The sequence below is a fragment of the Croceicoccus esteveae genome, assembly GCF_031846435.1.
Taxonomy (GTDB): domain Bacteria; phylum Pseudomonadota; class Alphaproteobacteria; order Sphingomonadales; family Sphingomonadaceae; genus Croceicoccus; species Croceicoccus esteveae.
Window position 1 is genome coordinate 530,829 of sequence record NZ_JAVRHS010000001.1, and the last position, 22,542, is coordinate 553,370.

The 22,542-nt window shown below is 61.7% G+C and carries 17 protein-coding genes; 12 read left to right on the forward strand and 5 right to left on the reverse strand.

Going from position 1 to position 22,542, the window contains the following annotated elements:
• Window positions 1-88 precede the first annotated feature (88 nt).
• The 11 genes from RM533_RS02535 to RM533_RS02585 all read left to right on the forward strand — a co-directional run bounded on the left by RM533_RS02535 (window position 89) and on the right by RM533_RS02585 (window position 15,681).
• Window positions 89-1,426 carry an O-antigen ligase family protein gene (locus tag RM533_RS02535; protein WP_311339606.1) on the forward strand — a complete coding sequence of 446 codons (1,338 nt, stop codon included), beginning with the start codon at window positions 89-91 and terminating at the stop codon, window positions 1,424-1,426.
• A gap of 114 nt (window positions 1,427-1,540) precedes the next feature.
• Window positions 1,541-2,947, forward strand: coding sequence for an adenosylhomocysteinase (ahcY, locus tag RM533_RS02540; RefSeq protein ID WP_311339607.1), 1,407 nt, complete (start codon window positions 1,541-1,543; stop codon window positions 2,945-2,947).
• 90 nt (window positions 2,948-3,037) lie between these two features.
• Window positions 3,038-5,362, forward strand: a complete 2,325-nt coding sequence (locus tag RM533_RS02545) for a sensor histidine kinase (RefSeq protein ID WP_311339608.1) — start codon at window positions 3,038-3,040, stop codon at window positions 5,360-5,362.
• Window positions 5,362-5,805 carry a tRNA (adenosine(37)-N6)-threonylcarbamoyltransferase complex ATPase subunit type 1 TsaE gene (gene tsaE, locus RM533_RS02550; RefSeq protein WP_311339609.1) on the forward strand — a complete coding sequence of 148 codons (444 nt, stop codon included), beginning with the start codon at window positions 5,362-5,364 and terminating at the stop codon, window positions 5,803-5,805. The genes RM533_RS02545 and tsaE overlap by 1 nt, the downstream gene beginning before the upstream one ends.
• Window positions 5,802-6,779 (forward strand): aminoglycoside phosphotransferase family protein, encoded by a 978-nt coding sequence (locus RM533_RS02555; protein ID WP_432265006.1) that lies wholly within the window; start codon window positions 5,802-5,804, stop codon window positions 6,777-6,779. The genes tsaE and RM533_RS02555 overlap by 4 nt, the downstream gene beginning before the upstream one ends.
• A 62-nt stretch (window positions 6,780-6,841) precedes the next feature.
• A complete protein-coding gene (locus tag RM533_RS02560; protein ID WP_311339705.1) occupies window positions 6,842-7,534 on the forward strand; it encodes a nucleotidyltransferase family protein in 693 nt (230 codons plus the stop codon).
• Window positions 7,527-10,574, forward strand: a complete 3,048-nt coding sequence (addB, locus tag RM533_RS02565; RefSeq protein WP_311339610.1) for a double-strand break repair protein AddB — start codon at window positions 7,527-7,529, stop codon at window positions 10,572-10,574. The genes RM533_RS02560 and addB overlap by 8 nt, the downstream gene beginning before the upstream one ends.
• 11 nt (window positions 10,575-10,585) lie before the next feature.
• On the forward strand, window positions 10,586-14,110 hold the full coding sequence (gene addA, locus RM533_RS02570) for a double-strand break repair helicase AddA (protein ID WP_432265014.1): 3,525 nt from the start codon (window positions 10,586-10,588) through the stop codon (window positions 14,108-14,110).
• 78 nt (window positions 14,111-14,188) lie between these two features.
• Window positions 14,189-14,509, forward strand: coding sequence for a thioredoxin (gene trxA, locus RM533_RS02575; RefSeq protein ID WP_311339612.1), 321 nt, complete (start codon window positions 14,189-14,191; stop codon window positions 14,507-14,509).
• A gap of 141 nt (window positions 14,510-14,650) precedes the next feature.
• Entirely contained in the window at window positions 14,651-14,869 is a 219-nt protein-coding gene (locus tag RM533_RS02580; RefSeq protein WP_311339613.1) for a hypothetical protein, read from the forward strand.
• A 128-nt stretch (window positions 14,870-14,997) separates the two neighbouring features.
• Window positions 14,998-15,681 (forward strand): sugar transferase, encoded by a 684-nt coding sequence (locus tag RM533_RS02585; RefSeq protein ID WP_311339614.1) that lies wholly within the window; start codon window positions 14,998-15,000, stop codon window positions 15,679-15,681.
• 46 nt (window positions 15,682-15,727) lie between these two features.
• Here the strand turns inward: RM533_RS02585 and purQ are convergent, their stop codons facing one another.
• From purQ to RM533_RS02610, 5 genes are all read right to left on the reverse strand, one after another.
• Entirely contained in the window at window positions 15,728-16,399 is a 672-nt protein-coding gene (gene purQ, locus RM533_RS02590) for a phosphoribosylformylglycinamidine synthase subunit PurQ (protein WP_311339706.1), read from the reverse strand.
• Window positions 16,400-16,406: 7 nt separating this feature from the next.
• Window positions 16,407-16,640 carry a phosphoribosylformylglycinamidine synthase subunit PurS gene (purS, locus tag RM533_RS02595; RefSeq protein ID WP_311339615.1) on the reverse strand — a complete coding sequence of 78 codons (234 nt, stop codon included), beginning with the start codon at window positions 16,638-16,640 and terminating at the stop codon, window positions 16,407-16,409.
• A gap of 115 nt (window positions 16,641-16,755) precedes the next feature.
• A complete protein-coding gene (locus tag RM533_RS02600) occupies window positions 16,756-19,539 on the reverse strand; it encodes a M16 family metallopeptidase (protein ID WP_311339616.1) in 2,784 nt (927 codons plus the stop codon).
• 138 nt (window positions 19,540-19,677) lie between these two features.
• Window positions 19,678-20,460 (reverse strand): phosphoribosylaminoimidazolesuccinocarboxamide synthase, encoded by a 783-nt coding sequence (gene purC / locus RM533_RS02605; protein WP_311339617.1) that lies wholly within the window; start codon window positions 20,458-20,460, stop codon window positions 19,678-19,680.
• Window positions 20,461-20,577: 117 nt separating this feature from the next.
• Window positions 20,578-21,873 (reverse strand): cation:proton antiporter, encoded by a 1,296-nt coding sequence (locus RM533_RS02610; RefSeq protein ID WP_311339618.1) that lies wholly within the window; start codon window positions 21,871-21,873, stop codon window positions 20,578-20,580.
• Between the two features lie 198 nt (window positions 21,874-22,071).
• Here RM533_RS02610 and RM533_RS02615 point away from each other — a divergent pair, with 198 nt between their 5' ends.
• On the forward strand, window positions 22,072-22,542 hold the full coding sequence (locus tag RM533_RS02615; RefSeq protein WP_311339707.1) for an AHH domain-containing protein: 471 nt from the start codon (window positions 22,072-22,074) through the stop codon (window positions 22,540-22,542).

A 22,542-nucleotide genomic window follows, 5' to 3' on the forward strand; every position in this document is an offset into this window, starting at 1 on the left:
GAGTTCGCGGCAGAGCGGATCGACACGGGCCGGGTTTGCAAGTTCCGGAGCATCGACGATCGGCAGTCAGCCTGGGCAGCGCTCAGCCATGAGAAAAGGTCTCGGCGGTCGGCGTGCGCGGTCGGCCATGCTGCTGGCAAGTCCGCCCGGCGTGGTCCTGTGGGTTCAGATTGGCCTGTTGTCGGTGGCGCTGCTGGCGCTGCTGCTTAACAGCTACCTTGGGCCGCTTACTCCGCTTACGATATTTGCAGTGGTTGCCGCTTATGTGGTGCTGTTCGCGGACCGGTTGCCGCAGGTGGCGAAAATTGCCTGGCCGTTGCTGCTTATCCCTCTGCTGGCGCTGCTTTCGGTATTCTGGTCGCCTTATCCGGCAGCCACCCTGCGGTACGGGTTCCTGTTCCTGGTCACAGTGTTTGCCGGCGTCATGTTTGGCTGCGGGCTGACCAGAACCGCCTTTTTGAAAGGCACGTTCCTCGCCTTTTTCATCTTCGCGGTTCTCAGCCTGATGTTAGGGCGCTGGGTCGGCTGGGGCGCGGGGGGCGCCGCTTACGCCGGTTTGCTGGCGTCGAAGAATGCTGCTGGCGAAGTTGCCGGGGTCACGCTCATCATGTCGCTGGCTGCAATCGCCTGGGCTTCGCAGCGCAAGGAGCGGGTATGGCTGCTCTGCGCCTGGCTGGCCTTGCCGATTTCGCTGTGGCTTCTCTGGTCCAGCAAAGCGACCGGTGCGCTGATTGGCTCTGTCGTAGCATCGACCTGCCTGTTGCTGTGGCTGCTATCGCGCCGGCTGCCGGTGCAGGCCCGCATTTCGCTGTTTATCGTGGTGCTGGTCAGCGTCGTGGCGCTGGTGATTGCACAGGATTACTGGTTCTCGTTCATCTACGAAGCCGTGCTCGAAAGCAGCGGCAAGGATTCCGGCCTGACCGGACGTGCCGATTTGTGGCTCAAGGCGGACAGCCTGATTGCAGCGCGTCCGTGGTTCGGCCTCGGGTTCAATGGCTTCTGGGTCCACAACAATCTCGATGCTGAATACATGTGGCGGATGATGGGCATCAAGGGTCGTTCGGGCTTCAATTTTCACAACACGCCGCGCGAGATCCTAGTGCATCTGGGCATTGTCGGACTGGCCCTTTACGCCATTGTCGTCGGATTTTTTTCAGTCGTGCTGTTTTCAAAGGCGATGGTGCGGTCGCATGTCGATCTGGTCTTGTGCTGTGCGCTTTGGGTGTTCTTTGCGATGCGGCTGCCGTTCGAAAGCTTCGGCTTTGGTGGAATGCATTTTTCCTCGATCATCATATTTGCGCTTCTCAGTTTGGGTATGGCCGCACGCGAAGACAGCGGCGATACCTACCCAGCCAAGGCAGGGCAGAAGCGTGTGCCGCATGTTGGCCGTGTCGCGGCAAAGCGATCTGTTCGCGGGATGGCATAGCAATATAAGACTTTCTTTATATTTGCCCTTTCGAGAGCAAAAGGGTAGGGGGTTGCGCATGAACAGCGTGCCGCTGGTGCGCCCCAGCCATGACATCCGACAGGAGCTTACCCTTTGGCCACTGCCGCAAAGACTCACGACTATGTGATTGCCGACATCGGGCTTGCCGAATACGGTCGCAATGAAATTGCCATTGCCGAAACCGAAATGCCTGGCCTCATGGCCCTGCGCAAGGAGTTCGGCGCTTCGCAGCCGCTCAAAGGTGCCCGCATTACCGGGTCGCTGCACATGACCATTCAAACGGCCGTGCTGATCGAGACGCTGACCGCGCTTGGTGCACAAGTGCGCTGGGCAACGTGCAATATCTTTTCGACACAGGACCACGCCGCTGCCGCCATCGCTGCAACAGATGTGCCGGTGTTCGCGATCAAGGGCGAAACGCTGGCCGAATATTGGGATTACGTCGGCCGCATCTTCGATTGGGGCGACGACCAGACGGCCAATCTCATCCTCGACGATGGCGGCGATGCGACCATGTTCGCGCTATGGGGCGCCCGGATGGAAGCGGGTGAGGACATGCCCGACCCCCAGAACGCCGAAGAGATTGAAATGCAGCGCGCGCTGAAGGCGTTCATCAAACGCAAGCCTGGCTATCTGACGAAGAGCGTTGCGGCGATCCGCGGCGTGTCGGAGGAGACGACAACCGGCGTTCACCGTCTTTACCACATCGCCAAGGCAGGCAAATTGCCGTTCCCGGCCATCAACGTCAATGATTCCGTGACCAAGTCGAAGTTCGACAATTTGTATGGCTGCAAGGAATCGCTGGTTGATGCGATCCGCCGCGCGACCGACGTGATGCTGGCGGGCAAGGTCGCCTGCGTCGCCGGATTTGGCGACGTCGGCAAAGGTTCGGCCGATTCGCTGCGCAATGGCGGCGCGCGCGTGATGGTGACCGAAATCGATCCGATCTGCGCATTGCAGGCCGCGATGGAAGGTTATGAAGTCGTCACCATGGATGAGGCGGTAAAACGCTGCGACATCTTCGTGACCGCGACGGGGAATGAAAGCGTCATTACAGGCGAACACATGAAAGCCATGAAGAATATGGCGATCGTGTCGAACATCGGTCATTTCGATTCCGAAATTCAGATTTCCGCGCTCGACAATTACGAATGGAAAGAGATCAAGCCTGGCACCGATCTTGTCACTTTCCCCGATGGCAAGCAGATCCTGATCCTGGCCAAGGGCCGCCTCGTCAATCTGGGCTGCGCGACCGGGCATCCCAGCTTCGTGATGAGCAGCAGCTTTACCAATCAGGTGCTGGCGCAGATCGAGCTGTTCACCAAGGGTGACGATTACAAGAACGAGGTCTACGTCCTGCCCAAGCATCTGGATGAGAAGGTGGCCGCGCTCCACCTCGATCATCTGGGCGTCAAGTTAACGCAACTGTCCGAGCGGCAGGCGGATTATATCGGCGTGCCGGTTGAAGGTCCGTACAAGCCGGAGCATTATCGCTACTGAAGAGGCAAAGGTCCGGCCGGTCCTGAAAGGACTGCGCCGGCCTTGCTGGCGGCAACGGGCCGCGGTGCGCAAGCAAAGCGGTGACGGTAAATGTCAATAGTGATCGGACCCCTCGAAATTGCGGCATTGGGGCTGGTGCTGTTCATCTGGACGGCAGTGGCCATATGGATGATCCTGCGCGCGTCGCGGACTGGCGCAGCTGCGCGCCGTTCGAGTGACGGCGAGGGGCTGTCACGGTTGACGCGGCTCATGAAGCATTCGCCGGCGCAGCCGATGCTAGTGCATGCAGAAGGCCAACTGGAGGCACGAGGCTCCATGGCCGAAATGTTCGCGCTGCCGGCACTGCCCCGCACTTTGGCCGACTTGTCCAGCAAGGTTGCTGCGCAGACACTCGCGACTTCCGATCATGCCGGAACGGATGTGCACGCGCTTGAAGAGCACGTGCGGGAAACCGGCAGCACCGGTAAACCTTTCGCTATTCGCATGCGCCTTGCGGCAGACGGTCGTGTGCTGGCTCTGTCCGGACATCCCGCCGATGCGCGCATTGCCGCGCGTGGTGCGGTTGTCGTCTGGGTGGCGGATGTAACGCAAGAGGAAGCGCGGCTTGCCGCACTTCGCGAGGAGGCGCGGCTTGCCCATGCAGATTGTGATGTGCTGGCCAATGTGATCGACATCGCGCCATGGCCGTTATGGCTGCGAGATGCACAAGGACAGCTCGAGCTTGTCAATCAGGCCTATGCAAGCGCGGTAGGAGCCGCTTCTGCGCATGAAGCGGTGAGGCAGTCAGCTGAACTCGCCCCTGCGCCAGCTGGCCTTGTCGGCAGCCTCCCCGGCGCAGCAGCCGATGTCGAGCGCGTGGTGCAAAGCGCGCGTTCAGGAGAACCGCGGACCTACCGCGTCATGGATTGGCCGGTCGGAGACGGTCGGCTTGCCGGCTATGCAGAAAGCACCGATCAGGCAGAGCAGGTGACGCAGCGGTTCCACGCCTTTCGTCAGGCGCAGCAGAGCTTGCTCGACCATTTGCCTTCCGGCGTGGCGCAGTTCAGTGCCGAGCGCGTCCTCATCCTTGCCAATGCAACGATGCACCGCATGTTCCACCTCAGCGATCTGCCGCACGAGCAAGTCTCCTTCGATCGGTTGCTTGACCGGATGCGCGATGCCGGCCGCCTGCCCGAAGCGCGCGATTTTCCGCAATGGCGGCGGGAGCGCAACGGCTGGTTCGAAGCAACCGAGGTGCAGCATGATCAATGGATGCTGGCAGACGGAACGCAATTGCACATCATCGCGCAGCCAATGCCCGATGGCGGGTTGACGCTGATCGTGCAGGACTTGACCGAGCAGCTCCGCATCTCCAGCGCGCGGGACACGCTGCTGCGCGTGCGGTCGGCGACGCTCGACAACCTCTTCGAAGCGCTGACGGTGCTGGCACCTGATGGGCGGCTGCAATTCTGGAACCGGCGATTCGGCGCCCAGTGGAACCTTGGCGAAAGGTTCCTCGCGGCCAAACCGCATGTCGATGCGCTGCTCACCGCGATGCGACCGCAATTGCAGGAGGCAGCGTCAGCAGAACTGATCGGCACGCTGCTCGAGGCCGCGATCCTGCGGCGCGAGCATGGCGAGATGCAGGTTACGATGCGCGACGGTCGTACGTTGTCGTTGGCAGCGGTGCCGCTTCCGGATGGCAACGGGTTGCTGACCACGCTTGATGTCACCGATTCGCAGCGTGCCGAAGCGGCGCTGATCAGGCGAAATCAGGCTCTGCTCGATACAGATGCACAAAAGACGCGGTTTCTGGCTGGTATCGGTGATGAACTGCGCCGCCCCGTTCACGCAATCATGCAATCTGCCGCGGCCCTGCAGGATGGATCTCAGGCCCCGCACGAGGTTGCGAATGCCATGAGAGGAACAGCCCACCTGCTGTCCGATCAGATCGATACGCTGCTCGCCATGGCGGGACAGGGGAGCGAGCCTGTCGCCGAGCCGGACGTGGACATGGAAATCATGCCGCTGATGGTCCGATTGGTTCATGAACGCGCGGCGCAGATCGAGGCTGCGGGGCTGACTCTCAATCTGCGCGGCGATCGCAGCGCCGGGATGGTGACAGGCAAACCGGATCGGCTGGCTCTTGCCATTGGCGCGATCATTGACGCTGCGATCGCGGATACCTCGCGCGGCGGAAAAATCGATATCGGACTCACCCGCCGCCGTGGCAAATGCTATGTTGATGTACGCCACCGTGCAGCAGGTCAGGCAAATACAGACCCGGACGACCGGGATGCGGGCGAACGGGAAGCCGCGCGCCAGCAGGCAATGATGGGACTGCCGCAAGCCCGCGAAATCATCGAGGCGCATGGCGGCACATTTGAAATGCTGGACAGCGATGCGGCCGTCACTGCTCGCATTGTTCTTCATTGATGCAAGTGCTGCTTGATGGTCTGGCTGCGACCGAGCGGTTTGGCGCACGCATTGCGGGCAGGCTTTTACCCGGCGATGTCATAGCCTTGAACGGCGGGCTGGGTGCCGGCAAGAGCACGCTGGCGCGGGCGATCATCGCAGCGCTGGGCTATGCCGGCGAGGTGCCAAGCCCGAGTTTCGCCATCATCCAGACCTACGATCCTCCGGGAATATCGCTTCCTGTGGTACATGCCGATTTCTATCGCATCGATGATCCAGGCCAGGGGGCCGAACTTGGTCTTGATGATTACCGGCAGGGTGCGGTCCTGATTGCCGAGTGGCCGCAGCATGTCGGCGGCTTCCTGCAGGAAGCGGGCTGCCTGTCGATCACGCTGGAAAGTTTGGCGGCAGGGCGGGTAGCCATTGTGGAACCGGGTGCCGATTGGCTATCACGGCTGCCATGATGACCAAAGATGCTGTCGTGCCGCAGATACGCGCGTTCCTCAATGCTTCGGGCTGGCACAATGCGCAGGTGCAGCCGCTGGCCGGCGATGCATCGTTCCGGCGATATTTTCGCATCAGGCGGGACAATGGCGCGACCGCCATGCTGATGGACGCGCCGCCGCCGCAGGAAGACCCGCAACCGTTCCTCACCGCGTGCGATTATCTCGCCGGGCATGGATTTCGTGCACCGCGCGTCCTCGCCACCGATGTCGCTGCCGGCCTTGCCCTGCTCGAGGATTTCGGCGATCGGCGCATGCGCGATCATCTGGATGAGAATCTCGACGAGGAGGAAGCGATCTACCGTGAAGCGGTCGGTGTGCTGGCGCGGTTGCACCAAACACCCGCCGGTCCGTTCGATGCATATGATCTCAACGAATATCTGCGCGAGGCCAAGCTGTTTGCCGAGTGGTTCTGTGTGTCCCAGGGCCTGTCGGTGGATGATGCCGGTTTTGAAGCTGCGTGGCGCGCAGTGCTGGCGCCGGTGCTGGAAGGAAGCAGCCGGGTCACTGTCCTGCGGGACTATCATGCCGAAAACATCATGCTCCTCGATGACGGAGGTCAGGGCCTGCTGGATTTTCAGGACGCGCTGATCGGTCACCCGGCTTATGATCTGGTGTCGCTGCTTCAGGATGCCCGCCGCGATGTGCCGGTGCCGCTGGAGCAGGCGATGCTCTCCAACTATGAGACCTTGGTTGGCGCAGGAGAAGACTTCCGCGCTGATTATGCGCGGCTGGGGGCGCAACGCAATGCCAAGATCATCGGCATTTTCACGCGCTTGTCCCTTCGCGATGGCAAGCATCGCTACCTCGATCTGGTGCCCCGCGTCTGGGCAGCGCTGGAACGCGATCTGCGGCATCCTGCGCTTGATCCGGTGGCGCGCTGGTTTGATGCCAATATTCCGGCTCATCTGCGCATGGCGGCAGGACCGGCGTGACCGGCGAAGAATTGCCGCAAGGACCGCCACTGGCCACCCATGCATTGGCCACCGATGTTGCGATGATAATGGCAGCGGGGCTGGGAACACGCATGCGTCCGCTGACTGATGCTTGCCCCAAGCCGATGGTGAAGGTTGGCGGCAAGCCCATGCTGGACCATGTGCTTGAGAAGCTCGTCGCGGCAGGCATTGGGCGCGCCGTCGTGAATGTGCACTATCTGGCCCGGATGATCGAGACGCATCTTGCCCGACGCAGCAGCCCGCAGATCATCATCTCCGATGAGCGCGACGCTTTGCTCGAGACGGGCGGAGGGCTGGCAAGGGCAATGCCGCTGATCGCTGCGGACCTGTTTTTCTGCCTCAATTCCGACAGCTTGTGGACAGATGGAGCAACAGATGTGTTCCGCCAGCTCTCTGCTGCCTGGGACGATGCGGTGATGGACGCGCTGTTGCTGCTCGTGCCACTGGCCCGCGCGCGCAATCACGACGGTCCGGGAGATTTTGAACTGGGAGCTAATGGACAGCTGCAGCGCCGCACTGCACAGACCGCCTCCCATGTTTTTACCGGCATTCAGCTGGTGTCGAAGCGGCTGCTGCGTGACCTGCCGCCGCAGGACAGTTTTTCCACCAACATCCTGTGGCAACGTGCGCTTGGGGAAGGTCGCCTGTTCGGTACGGTTCACGACGGCGATTGGGTGGAAGTTGGCCGACCCGAACACATTCGTGTAGCCGAGGAGATCCTTGCGCTTGAATAGCAACGGCACGCAGACCCGGTTATCTATCTATTCCATCGCGGCGCATCGCGGTTTTGCCGATGCGCTGGTCGCAGGACTGATCCCGCGTTACGGACAGGATGAAACAGGTCTTGCCCGGCTGCTGCTGCTGCTGCCCAGCCATCGGGCGATCCGCACTGTAACGGAAGCTTTCGTGCGGTTGGGCGGAGACGGGTTGCTGCTGCCGCGCATGGCAGTGGTGAGCGACCTTGATCTGGATGAGACGCTTGGTCCGTTGTTCGATCCGCTGGACAGCGACAGCGATATTCCCGCACAAGTGGATCCGGTGCAGCGCTGGCTTGAACTGGCGCAGTTGCTTGGTACCGCCATGCAGCGCAGCGGGTTGGGTGAAGGGGTCAGCCAGGCCGCCTTGCTGCGTCACGCGCGGGAGATCGGGCGTGGCATGGACCGGCTGCTGGTCGAGGGGATCGGCCCCGAGGAGCTGATGGGGCCAGCAGTGCTCGACCGGTTGGGCGACCTGTCGGAGCACTGGACCCGCAATTTGCATCTGTTCGCTACGGTTCAGACGATGTGGCTTGCCCGCCTTCAGGAACGCGGCATGCTCGATGCACCGGCACGGCGCAACCGGCTGCTGGATGATGCAGCACAGCGCTGGCGGCAAAATCCTCCGGCAGGCGACATCGTCGCAGCCGGAGTTACCAGCGCCAGCCCCTCTATTGCCCGTCTGCTGCGGGTGATTGCCGGGCTGCCACGTGGATCGGTGGTCCTGCCCGATCTTGATCTTTCGCTCGATGCGGCGGTGTGGAGCGACCTTGGTCGCGCAGGGATTGCAGATGATGTCGATGATCCGCCCATTGGTGCCGGGGATGCCGTGACCCATCCGCAATACCACCTCAAGCTGCTGTTGAACCGGATGGGAGTGGCACGCGCAGAGGTGCGTGCATGGCACCGCGCCGGTCTGGGCAGGGCCCCGCCCGAACGCAGCCATGCCATATCGAACCTGTTCCTGCCTCCTGAACACAGCGCCGGGTGGATCGGCCTGGCTGCCGACCGCCGCCGCCTGAGCGGAGTGCGGATCATGGAAACCGCTCATCAGGAGGAGGAGGCGCAGGCAATCGCCATCCTGATACGCGAGGCGGTGGAAACGCCTGAACGGCGCGTTGCGCTGATTACGCCTGACCGCGGGCTGGCTGGCCGGGTGATCGCACATCTGCAGCGCTGGAATATTGCTGCTGATGATACAGCCGGAGTGCCGCTGCCGCAGACGACGGCAGGACGCATGCTGCTGCTGCTTGCAGAGGTGCTGGCCACCCGTGCTGCGCCGGTGCCATTCATCGCTACGCTGCTGCACCCCTATGCAGGGCTGGCAACAGACCGGATTGCATGGCTGCAGCATGCCCGCGCGCTGGATCTGGCCATGCGCGGGCCGCGCACCGGTTCGGGGTTGGCGCCACTGGCCATGATTGCAAAGGGGCTGGCGGCCCGGCGCCAGAACAGCGCCATGGCAAAGTGGGGGCAGGAAGTGGAAGCGGTCATGTTACCGCTCGACACGATGGGCGGATCGGACCGCATCGCTCTTGATCATGCGCTGGACACACTTGCCACCGCCGCCGAAGCCTTGTGCGGCATGGCCATCTGGAAAGATGCGGACGGACGCGCGCTTGCCGGCCTTGTCGAGGAGTTGCGCAATGCTGCTGGCCGGATCACGACCATCATGCGACCGGAGGAACTGCCGGCGATCCTGCGCGATGCGATGGAAATACAGGCAGTGCGACCGCCCTATGGCGGCCATCCAAGGGTTGCGATCTATGGCCTGATCGAAGCGCGGATGAGCCGTGCGGACCTTGTGATCTGCGGCGCGCTCCACGAGGGAAGCTGGCCGCAACCGCCTGCAACAGACCCGTTGATCGCGCCTGCTATCCTGCGCGCGCTCGGCATACCGGGAGCCGATTTTCGCATCGGGCTATCCGCCCATGATCTGGCCGCGGCGCTTGGCGCACCTGAAGTGGTGCTGAGCCACGCGCGCCGCGACAATTCCGGTCCGGTAATCCCCAGCCGGTTCATCCTGCGGGTAAAGGCCATGCTGGGGTCCGAATTACTGGTCCGGCACGAGGAAGCGCGTGCCCCGATGCTTGCCGCAGCGATTGATGCGGCACCGGCAAGCGATCCGCACCCCCGCCCGCAGCCAATGCCCAGCGCTGCGCAGCGGTTGGTGGACCTGTCGGCAACCTCGCTCGATCAGTTGCGGTCCGATCCTTATCGGTTTTACGCAGTGTCGATCCTCCGCCTGCGCCCGGTCGAAGGCATGGACGTGGAGCCGTCGCCGGCCTGGAAAGGCAGTGCGGTGCATGCCATCCTGGAACAATGGTACAAGGTGCATGGGGCAGCGCCGGGAACGCTGCGCCCGCTGGCCGAGGGCATGTTACGTGCCATGTCGGGCCATCCGTTCATGCGCGGTCTGTGGCAGCCGCGCCTGCTGCTTGCGCTTGACTGGATAGAGGCTGAAACAATCGCGCTTGCGGCACAAGGGCGTACCATTGCCGCCGTGGAGTGCACAGGGACCATGCAAGTGCAGGGCGTGACGCTCACCGCACGGGCGGACCGGATCGACAGGCTTGCCGATGGGAGGCTCGGCATTGTCGATTACAAGACAGGGCACCCGCCGCGGGCGTCAGAAGTCGCCGCAGGGTTTGCGCTGCAGCTTGGCACTACCGGCCTTGTTGCAGCACAAGGCGGTTTTGACGGTATACGCGGGGAGCCGCAGGCGTTCGAATATTGGTCCCTTGCCAGAACCAGGGGCGACAAGGGAGACGCGCGGGATCGGTTCGGATACCGGGAAGAGCCTGTGCTCGAAGGATCGAAGAAGACGGGCATACCGCGCCCCGAATTCCTGACGAAGAGCGCGGAGCTTCTCTCGGATGCGATCAACCGGTGGATCAAGGGCACTGAGCCGTTCACTGCCCGGCTGAACCCTGACCTGCCGTCCTATGCCGAATATGATCAGCTGATGCGGCTGGATGAATGGCATGCGCGCGCTACGCGCGATGGTGCGGGTCTGTGACCGTCAGATCGATGGTGTCGCCAGCAGGTGCGACAAGGCGTTTCGCGCTGCAGGACAATCAGCGCCATGCGGTCGATCCGAAGGAATCGGTGTGGCTTTCGGCATCGGCCGGTACGGGCAAGACGCAGGTGCTGTCCTCACGCGTGCTGCGCCTGCTGCTCCAGCCCGGCGTGGAGCCGTCGCAGATCCTGTGTCTTACTTTTACCCGCGCGGGCGCTGCCGAAATGGCAAACCGCGTCAATGACGAGCTGACCAGCTGGGTGCGCGCAGATGAAGCCGTGCTCACCAACAGTCTGCGGGCGATTGGCGCTCCCTTTGATCCTGACACACGCGCACGGGCGCGTACCCGCTTTGCCTCGGTGCTGGATTGTCCCGGCGGCGGCCTGAGGATCGAGACCATTCATGCATTTTCGCAATGGCTGCTGTCGGCGTTTCCCATGGAGGCCGGGTTGATCCCCGGCACGCGGCCGATGGAGGACCGCGATCGCGAACTGCTGCTGCGACAGGTGCTCTCGCAGATGCTGATCGAGGCAGAGGAGACCGGCAATACGACGTTGACGCAGGCTCTGGCCATGCTGTCGCTGCGGATGGACCAGAGCGCCATTGAAAATTTCTTGATGGCCTGCGCCGCCGCGCGCGAGGTGTGGGAAGGACCAGGCGCGTGGCAGCCGCCGCTGATGACGCGGGTGAGACGATTGCTGGGTCTTGCGGCCGAGGCCCAACCGGATGAACTGGCAGCTTCGTGTAGTGACGATTTATTTGCTGTCGATGCGCTGCGTTCCTGCATGGCTGCACTGCAAAGCTGGGGCACGAAGACAGGCCTCGGGCATGCATCTGCGATAGCGGCATGGCTTGAACGCAATCCGATAGAGAGGCTTGCCACCCTGCCGCAGCTGCGCAGCGCGCTGTTCACGAAGGCGGGCGCTGTTCGATCGCTGAAATTCGTGCTGAAAATCGACCCTGCCTACGAAGAACATGCTGCCGAAGTGAAGGAGCTCCTTCAAGCAGTGGAGGATGCGCAGGCGCTCGAAGCGCTGGCCAGCTGGCTTTCTCCGGCCCTGACGTTGGGCCGCAGCTTCGCTCTGGCCTGGGAGGAGGCAAAGAACCGCGAGGGGTTCATCGATTTCGACGACCAGATCCGGCAGGCCGCCCGCCTGCTGCAACGGTCCGACATGTCGGACTGGATCCGCTACAAGCTTGACCGCCGCTTCGATCACATCCTTGTTGACGAAGCACAGGACACCAATGCGGCGCAGTGGAACATCATCAATGCATTGACCGAAGAGTTTTACGCCGGAATTGGTGCTGCCGGAGAACGGCCGCGCACTTTGTTCGTGGTCGGCGACTACAAGCAGGCGATTTTCCGCTTCCAGGGCACGAGCCCAGAAAATTTCGAAGCGGCGCGTCAGCGGGTGCGGGGGCGCATGGCGCAGGCTTTTGCCAACAAGGAACGGCTGCGCGGCGAACACACCTTGCGCACGCTGAAGGAATATGGGCTGGAACGCAGCTACCGCACCGCGCAGCCGATCCTCGATTTTGTGGATGACGCCATCGCTGCGATCGGGCCGCAGAATTTCGGCCTGACCGCAGATCCAGGCAGGCATCTGGGCGAAGAACGGCCCGGGCAGGTGGTCTTGTGGCGTGCCGTCGGCGCCGCCGCAGACGCACAGGATGGTGAAGGCGGCCTTGCTTCCACAGCCGAAGAGACAGGAGGCAGTGACCGGCTGGGAGAGGAACAGTGGCTGTCGCGGCCCGACCGCTGCGTCGCCGACAATATCGCGCGGCAGGTGCGCCATTGGCTCGACAGCGGCTTCATGCTGGTCAAGGGGCAGGCGCGACACGCCGGGCCGGGCGACATTCTGATCCTGGTCCGCAAGCGCAAGGATCTTGCCGGGCTCATCGTGGCACGGCTGCATGCACAAGGTGTGCCCGTGGCCGGAGTGGACCGGCTGCGGCTGGGTGCACCGCTTGTGGTGCGCGATCTGATGGCAGCGCTGCGTTTTGCCGCGCAACCACACGACGATCTTAGTCTCGCAGCACTGCTGGTGTCCCCGCTGTTCGGCTGGAGCCAGGCGGATCTGCTGGAGCATGGCTATCGCGAGAAGCATGTGCGGCTCTGGGATCATCTGCGCGCCGCCACGGCACAGACGCCGCGCGATGCAGTGACGCGGCTGCTCGCGCTGTTGGCACGTGCCGATTACCAGCCGCTACAGGCATTGCTGCACTGGCTGCTGGTAGGGCCATGGCAGGGGCGACGCGTGTTGATGGCCCGGCTTGGTGCAGAAGCAGGGGACGCGATTGATGAACTGCTGAATGCCGCGCTGGCCTTTGCCGCTGTGCAGACAGCAAGCCTTGCGGGTTTTGTCCGCTGGTTTGACGCAGGTTCCGGAGAATTGAAGCGCGAAGCGGCACAGGATGCAGGTTTGGTCCGCGTGATGACGGTCCATGGTTCCAAAGGATTGCAGGCGCCAATCGTCATTCTCGCCGATGCTGCCGATGATCCGGACCGTTCGATGCCATCCGGTATGGAACTGACTGAAGCGGGCGATCCTGCAATGGGGTTTGCGCCCCGTTGTGTGCCACTGCCGCCATTACGCAAGGAGGAACGGCGGGGCCGCATCGTCGAAGCGCAGCAAGCCGCTGCCATTGCCGAGCGACAGGAGCATTGGCGATTGCTCTATGTTGCCATGACCCGTGCCGAAGAGGCGCTGTTCATCGCCGGCGCCTTGCCGGCGCGGCGCGATGCTCCGCCCGAGGACAGCTGGTACGCGCGGCTCAGTGACCTGTTCAGCGGCGATTGGCAGGATGATCCGATCTGGGCGGGGGCGCTGACGGCCGGACAGGAAGCCTGTCATTCGGTCAGTATGATGCCGACGGTTGCGCCCGCAGCGCGAGTGACACTGCCGGAGTGGCTGCACCAGCCCGTCGGGCAGGAGCCGCGCCCACCACGGCCATTGGCACCGTCCACGCTGGATGATTACGCCGCTCCTGATCCGCCTTTGCGACCGCACCCGGACATGGCGGCTCCGATCGATCCTGCACGGCGCGGCGTGCTGATCCACCGGCTGCTGGAACGTCTGCCGGTCGTTGCTCCTGCCGATCGTCTTGCCGCAGCAAGCCGCTGGCTGTCGAAACAGGCAGCCGATCTCACGCCTGACGATCGTCAGACATTGATCAGCGCGGCCATGAAGGTGCTCGATGATCCGGCCTTCGCCGCCATCTTCAGCGCGGATGCATTGGCAGAAGTGCCGCTGACCGCGACTTTCGATGGACGGGTCATCACAGGCACGGTCGATCGCCTGCTGATCGGTCGCAATCTTGTTCAGGTCGTGGACTACAAGACGACTCGCAGCCCGCCCACCGCATTGGGCGAAATCCCCTTGGCACACCTGCGGCAAATGGCCGCCTATGTGACGGCCCTGCAAATCATCTACCCCGCACGAACTGTAGAAGCAGGTTTGCTATACACCCAGGCACCGCGGCTGTTCACCCTGCCTGCCTCGCTGCTGCATGATGTGGAGCCGACTGCGTTGTAGCGGCATTTTCCCGACCCGGTTGCGCTTTGGCTGCACGACCTCCAGATGGAAGCCTGACAAATCAAAGGAGTTGACCAGATGCCGACGAAGAATGTGACTGACGCCAGTTTCGATGCTGATGTGCTGAAATCCGGTCAGCCTGTATTGGTGGACTTCTGGGCTGACTGGTGCGGCCCATGCAAGATGATAGCTCCCGCCCTCGAGGAAATCAGCGATGAAATGGCAGGTCAGGTTACGATTGCCAAAATGGACATCGTGGCCAACACGGATGTTCCGGGGCAGATTGGCGTTCAATCAATTCCGCTGATGGTGTTGTTCAAGGATGGGAAGCAGGTTGCACAAAAGCTTGGCGCTGCTCCCAAGGGTCAGATCAAGGCGTGGATCGAAAGCGTTCTGTAAACGTGCGAATCGGCCGTGCGTTGCGCCGACGGACGGTCGATATTCCGCAAGCGGAGGAAGGCAGCGGCGGCTCACGCAGAGTTGCTAACCATTTTTAAACTTTTGCTGGTTAGGATCGATCCACACAGCAGGGGTTTGATCATGGCCAATATCGTAAATCCAGCTTCGAGTCAGCGTGGTGTTCTGCGGCATGCGGCGGCGGGTCTGCCACAGGGTTTTGGCACTGCTGGTGGAGCAAGGCGCGTACGCCAGGTGCCGTCGCCTGATGCAGATTGGCCGGGCGCTGCCAAGGTAATCATTCTTGCGACCGGGACGGCGCTTTCATGGGGTGTCGTAATCCTTGGCGCACGGCTATTTTGATTTTGAATGGAACGGCTATGATCTGCGTCCCAGATCGATACGGAAAGTTTCCAATAGGTTAACACCCTTCAAAAACTTCATGACAGGGGCTATAGCTTTGCTGCACCGCAACGCAAAAGGCCACGCACATGATGATTACCCCGATCGAGCGCAGCGCATACCGCCCGCCCCGGATCCGGACGACCGGGCGCATTATCGCCGCTGACCCGCTGACTGCGCGTATCTTCGATGTCGTGTGTGCCAGCGGTCTGCTCGTGCTGTTCGGGCCGCTGATGGCGATCATCGCTTTGTCGATCATCCTCACCAATCCTGGTCCGGCCCTGTTCCGCCAGGATCGTATCGGCCGCCATGGTCGAGTGTTCAAGTGCCTGAAATTCCGCACGATGGCTACTGACGCGGAGCAGCGACTGGAACGGATGCTGGCCAATGATCCGCTTGCACGTATCGAGTGGGAACGGGATCACAAGCTGCGTGACGATCCGCGCATCGTCGGCATTGGCCGGTTTTTGCGCAAGAGCAGCCTTGATGAACTGCCGCAGCTGCTGAACGTGTTGCGCGGTGAGATGAGCCTTGTCGGTCCACGCCCGATCGTCGCTGCGGAAATCACGCGCTACGGGCGGTACTTCAATCATTATTGCGCGGTGCGCCCCGGCATGACTGGTCTTTGGCAGATCAGCGGCCGCAATGACGTTGATTACCGCCGTCGTGTGGCTTTCGATGTCGTCTACGTGCGCAAGGGCACAGTTGGACGTAACCTGAAGATCCTGCTGCTTACTTTGCCAAGCGTGATGGCGAGCCGCGGCTCCTACTGACGCTGCTACCGCGCCGTCGACGCAGTACAGACGCGCTCCGCCAAGCTCAGGCTGGCTGGAGCGCGTCAAACATGCTCTGAAACAAAGTCCTGCCGTCAGTGCCGCCATGTGCGGCATCGATGGCGCGCTCGGGGTGTGGCATCATGCCGAGCACATTACCTGCAGCACTCACGATGCCGGCAATGTCGCGCGCTGAACCGTTGCGATTGTCCGCGTAGCGGAAGACCACGCGGCCCTCGTTCTCCAGCAGATCCAGCGTGGCGTCATCCGCGAAATAATTGCCATCGTGGTGAGCCACTGGAATGGTAATCCTTTGCCCGGCGGTATATCCGTGCGTGAACGGTGTTCGGGCATTCTCGACAATCAGTTCTGCATCCCGACAGATGAAGTTCGTGCCGGCGTTGCGCAGCAAAGCACCGGGCAGCAAGCCCATCTCGGTAAGGATCTGAAATCCGTTGCATACTCCCAGCACCGGCATGCCTTTGTGCGCCACTTCGGAAACGGCGCGCATTACCGGGCTGCGTGCTGCCATGGCGCCAGAGCGCAGATAATCGCCATAGGAAAAACCGCCGGGAATTGCGATGAGACCAAGCGTGTCTGGAAGCTGCGTGTCTGCATGCCAGATCGGCACGGCGGGGCGGCCAAGCACGCGTTCGATTGCCACGAGCATGTCGCGGTCGCAATTGGACCCGGGAAAGATCACGACACCGGCGGTAATGCCCATCTCAGCCTGCTTTCTCAATGCGGTAGTTTTCCATGACCATATTCGCCAGCAGCTTGCGGCACATTTCGTCAAGTGTGGCATCGCTGGTGTCGTCGGCCACATCAAGCACGATCATTTTACCCGCCCGAACGTCGTTCACGCCATCAAAGCCAAGTCCCTCCAGCGCATGATGGATGGCTCTGCCCTGCGGATCGAGAACATTGGGCTTTAGGCTGACGTGAACATGCACCTTCATAACGCGACTTTCCTGGTAAAAGAGGCCTGATTTTGGCGGTAACGCTCACAGGAGCGTAGAGCAAGCCGCCAGCGCTCAAGAAGGATGGCGCATCGTCAGACCTGCGTCATCTGCGTCAAGTCTGATCGGCTTTGTCAGGAACGACCAGGATGATCACGGCATCCCCTGTGTTCAGCCAGCGTTGCGCAGCCTGTTGCAGGTGATCGGGCGTAATGGCCTCGATCCGCTGCCGAAAACCTTCAAACCTGGCCAGCCGCTCTGCCCGCCCTTGTGCCCTGCCGACAAGGCCGAGCCAGCCAGCGTTTGTTTTGAGAGCATTGTCTATTGTGTCAAGCAGCGGCTGCCGCGCCCTGTTCAGCAGGTCGGCGCTAACCGGATGATCGCGCAGCTCCGCGACCACGGCCATCAACGCTGCCTGCGATGGGGCCAGATGATCCAGAGCCACGGCCGCCGTCAGTGAAAACGTGCCGTATTCGGCGTAGACATTGCTCATGCTGCTATCCGCAGAGGGCGAATATGCCTGGCCAAGCCGCTCACGCAGTTCTTCGGTCAAGGCGATGCCTGCGACTTTTTCAAGCAATTCAAGGCGGGCGGCAAGCTCCGGATCGCTGTCGTCAGTAGTCGGCCATATCGCGCGGATCAGCGCCTGATCCCGCGCTCCGGCATGGTGAACCACATGTTCGGCCCGCTCGGTCGTGAAGCTGCGACGCCGTGCCGTCGTGCGAGGAGCGAATGCGGCGTCTCGCTGGCCCAAAGCGCCAAAACTGCGTGCAACAGCAGCAATGGCGGCATCTTCATTGAAATCGCCAACGATGCCGATCTCCACCGCGCCATGTGCAAGTGAGGGACCAATGGTTTCACGCAGGCTGGCAAAGGACAAAGCTTCGTAAGCAGCTTGTGATTGCAGGGTAAAGCGGGGATCGGTCTGTGACAGGATACCGCCTTCTGCCGCACGCAGCGCAGCAAAGGGCGTGGCATTGAGCCGAGCAAAAGTGTCGGGCAGAGTGCGTCTGTATCGCGCGACCGGTTCCTCGCGAAAGCCAGGATCAGCCACCAGTGCTGCAAGAAGCTTCAATTGCAGTTCAAGATCTCGCGATGTCGTGGTGCGGCTTGCCACGAACGCATCGCCCGCGCTGGTGAGACCAAGGCCCACGCTGCGCCCGGCAAGCAGCGTCTGCAGGCTGTCTGCATCGTGCTTGCCAAGGCCACCCGCCGCAAGCAGCGGGACAAGCTGCACGCCGAGCGGTTCCTCAGCCGTAGTCAGCAGATCGCCACCATCGATGGTGAGCGAGATGCTGATCCTGTCTTGGGCAAGACTGGTACGTTTCAGATTCAGTCGGACATTATTGGCAAAACGGATGGTCCGGATCTGATAGACCGGCTCCAGCTTATCCGTCGCCACCGTTCCGGACGGACCAAAATCATCGTAGGCAAAATGTCCGGCCTCGTCATGCGCATCGAGCATAGAGGATGCCTGCATGGCTTTGTGCCAGGCAGCCCGCATCGCTTCTCCACCGCCTGCAGGTGCGGTTCTGCCGCGGAAACGCAAATCAGGATCGGTGAGCGGCAAGGCATCCTCTTTCAACGCGGACAGCACGTTGGCAGGCGTGACCAAAGCGCGCATGGCTTCCAGCCGCGCCAATGCGCTGGCCGGTGTAGCGGGGATGGTCCCGGTGTCGAGCAGTGCCACCAGCCCATCAGCCAGAGCAGCGTGGCTACGGGTTTGTGCGCCCGTCGCGCCGTTCTCCACCGCAGCGAGGATATTGGCCCATTGCTCGTCCACCTCGGCAGAAGAAAACCCGTTTTGAAGAGCGTCCCGGTAGATCGCCACTGACGCTGCAATTCCCTCCGGCCAACCATTTTCTTCGGTGTCAACGACAAGGCGCGTGACCTGTCCCATGCGGAACAGGGTGCCGGTGCCGAAACCCGCCGAAGCAAAAGGTGCGTTCTTGTCGCGCGACCGTCTGGCGAGACGCCGGTTGACGATGCCATAGCCGATGCGGCGCAGGACATTGCGCTGCCGCTCGTCCGCGCTGTCGGCAGCGGGCAGGGCAGGCGCTGCTGCCGAAGCAGTGAGCCGCTCTGAGAGGGCAGGATCGATGTAAACTGCCATGCGACCGCGATCGCGCATGGCAATCCCGCCATATTCGCGGGCAGGAGCAGCCGGCGCATCATTCGTCCAGTCTGAAAACGCATGTTCGATCGCCTGCGCCACCGCGTCAACGTCGAAATCTCCGGCGATTATGATAGCTGCGCGCTCGGGGCGATAATGGCGTTTCCAGAAAGCGAGGAGCGCAGCGCCGTCGGCGTTTTCAAGACTGTCACGCCCGCCTATCGGCAGCCGCTGCCAATGCCTGCTGCCCGGCGTTTCGAAACGATATCGGCCGATGGTTTCTTTAAGCCGGTAGTCGTGCCGGTCGCGTAACTCCGACAGCAGGACGCCGCGTTCCCGTTCCACGGCCTGTGCGTCAAACGTCAGTTCGCTTCCGATCTCGCGAAAGAGCATCAACGCGGTGTCGAGCAGTTCGGGACGGTTGCTGGGCAGGCGAAGGCGATATGTAGTGGCCTCGAACCCGGTGCTGGCGTTGGTGTCGGCGCCGAATGCCAGCCCCTCACGCTGCAAAAGCCGTATCATTTCGCCTTCGGGAACGCTCGTGGAACCGTTGAACGCCATGTGCTCCACAAAATGTGCAAAACCGCGCTCGTGCTCCTCCTCATCAAGCGAGCCGGCGTCGATCCGCAGGCGGATTTCGCCCGTTCCTGGAGGCGTGGCATTCGCAATGATGGCGTAAAGCAGGCCGTTATTGAGCCGTCCCAGACGGATCGCAGGGTCAATTTTAATATCGCTGTTATCGAGGATCGCCTCGGGCGCGGGCACGCCGTTCCGGCCGGCTTGCATTCTAACCGGTCCGCCTGCCGGGAGCGTCACAAGGCCGGCAGCGGCTGACGCCTGCGTTGGCAGGGAGAGGGTGTTGCATCCAGTCAACCCGCAAGCTGCCAGGGTCATCGCCACCACACGCCAGCCCATCTGCCGGTGTCAGTTCTTGCCCCGCAACTTACGGTGATGCGAAAGGTCGGCGACCTCGCTGGGACCGTCTTCCTGAAGGACGCCAAGGCGGCGCGCAACTTCCTGATAGGCATCTTCTTCGCCGCCCAGGTCGCGACGAAAACGATCCTTGTCGAGTTTTTCGCCGGTGACCATGTCCCACAGTCGGCAGCCGTCCGGGCTGATCTCGTCGGCAAGGATGACGCGCGCGTAATCACCATCCCACAGCCGACCGAACTCCAGTTTGAAATCGACCAGCCGGATGCCGACGGCAGCAAACATTCCGACCAGGAAATCGTTCACGCGGATGGCCATTGCCGCAATGTCCTGCATTTCTTCATTGGAGGCCCAGCCAAAACAGGCGATGTGCTCCTCTGCGATCAGCGGGTCGCCAAGCGCGTCGTCCTTGTAGTAATATTCGACCAGCGTGTGCGGCAGAGCCTCCCCCTCTTCAAGGCCAAGCCGTTTTGAAAGCGATCCTGCCGCGACATTGCGCACCACAACCTCAATGGGAATGATCTCGCACTGGCGGACCAGCTGTTCACGCATGTTCAGCCGGCGAATAAAGTGGGTGGGTATGCCGATGTGCGACAGACGCGTGAACACAAACTCGCTGATGCGGTTGTTGATTACGCCCTTGCCGTTGATGGTGCCTTTCTTCTGCGCATTGAACGCGGTGGCATCATCCTTGAAATATTGAATAATCGTGCCTGGCTCCGGCCCTTCGTAAAGGATCTTTGCCTTGCCTTCGTAAATCTGGCGACGACGCGACATTGCACTTCCTTTAAGCTGGCAAGGCAGATCGCCGCCATGCGGCAGTCCTGCCTGACAAAGAGATTTAGCGCGGCTGTATTGGAAAAGCACCGCCGGCGCAACGAAACCGCACCACCATCAGGGGTTCGCTCTGATCTTCTTCGAGGCGTCGATCTCGGCCTTTGCCCGGTCGATCAGCGGGCCCAGCGTCGCCCGTTGCACCAGCACCGAAAACAGCACGGCGGCAAATGTTGCAGCCAGCAGCAGGTCACGGACAGTGCCGGCATCGATCGTCAGCACCAGCGCGATCGAGATGCCACCGCGCAATCCGCCCCAGATCAGCACGCGCCGGGCCGCAGGCTGGCGTCCACGGGTGATCCGCACGGCAAGCAGCGACACCCGCACCGCGATGGTCCGGGCAAGCAGGGTTACAGGAACGGCCACCAGTGCAATCCACAGCTCGTCCAGCGCCGGCACGATGGCAATGACTTCAAGTCCGATGAGCAGGAACAGTCCGGCATTGAGCAGTTCGTCCACCACTTCCCAGAACTTGATGAGGTAATCACGGGTCACTTCGCTCATCGCATAGCGCGTGCCCATGTTGCCGATGAGCAGGCCGGCAACCGCCATTGCGAGCGGCCCCGACAGGTGAAGCCGGTTGCACAGCGCATAGCCGCCCATGACAACGGCAAGCGTGATGAGCACCTCCATCGGGTAATCGTCCATCGATCGCAGGGCGAGAAATGCGATGCTGCCGGCGGCAAGCCCGACCAGTAACCCGCCGCCCGCCTCGACGATGAAGAGATGCGCACCCTTGGCGAAAGAAAAATCCTGCCCGGACGCTGCCGCCCCCAGCAGGATGGTAAATACCACGATGCCGACGCCGTCGTTGAACAGGCTTTCGCCCGACACCGTCGCCTGGAGGAGCGGGGGCACCTTCATCTGCTTCATGATGCCCAGCACGGACACAGGATCTGTCGGCGCGATCAGCGCACCGAACACCAGGCACCAGATCAGCGGCAAGCCGATCCCGATCAGCTGCATGGCGGCAAACATCATGAACCCGACGATCACGGTCGACAGGATCACGCCCAACGTCGAAAGCAGCAGCACCGGCAGCCATTCGGCACGCAAAGCCCGCAGGTTCACGTGCAAGGCTCCGGCAAACAGCAGGAAACTGAGCATGCCTTCCAGCAGGGTCTGCGAAAAATCGGTCTGGGCGAGCAGCGCCTTGACCATGTTATCCAGTTGCAGCCCGGGTGCGAACGCATTGGCGACAAGCAGTGCACCCGACAGCGCGGCGCCAAGCACGGTGAGCCCGATGGCATTTGGCAGCGGTAGCAGGTGATAATTGATCCAGCCCAGCACGGCCGCCGTGACCGAAACGATCGCGGCAAGCTCGAAGGGGCTGGCGGGCATCATCGCAGGTTCCATGTCACTGCGTCTACGGCTGTTGCGTTGCTTCGCAAAGTGGATTGGCAGGCACGAGGCACAATTTTGCCGAACGCATCTTTTTCGATCCCGGCGATGCCGTTAACCCTTTATTGACAATTATGAGTCGGGGGGCACATTATTTTGGGGGCGACACAACGGTTTTACGCCGGCGGCAGGCCGCGGCTGTTCTTCAGGGACGTGAATTGCCGCAACCGGGGAGGGTTCAAACCGGGCTGGCAGAAGCATCACCTGCTTCCCAGGCAGTTGCAAAAACTAAAAAATTTGCGGCCGTTCTGGATGGTGATGAAGGCCCAAGGTGTCGGTTTTGAAGATTTTACCACCAATGGTGTTCTGCTTCCTGGGACCGAAAGCCATGCGGCCGAGCAGAAATTGCCGTTGCATCGTGGACCGCACCGGCATTACACCGACGTCGTTGCAGAGCGGGTGGCGGTCATTGAAAAAAATTGGTCGCAACGACGCCCTGCATGCGTTCTTCAGGCAGATAGGGATGCTGCGGAACGATTGTTCCTCCTGCAACTGGCGCTGCGACGCCGCTTGTGCAGCGCCGCAGGCCCGCCGGTTACGCTCAATCGCAAGGATCCGGTAGCCCAAGGCGTTGATTTCAGCACCTTGGACGCCATGGCGGACGCGCTATGGAGTGCCGTTTGA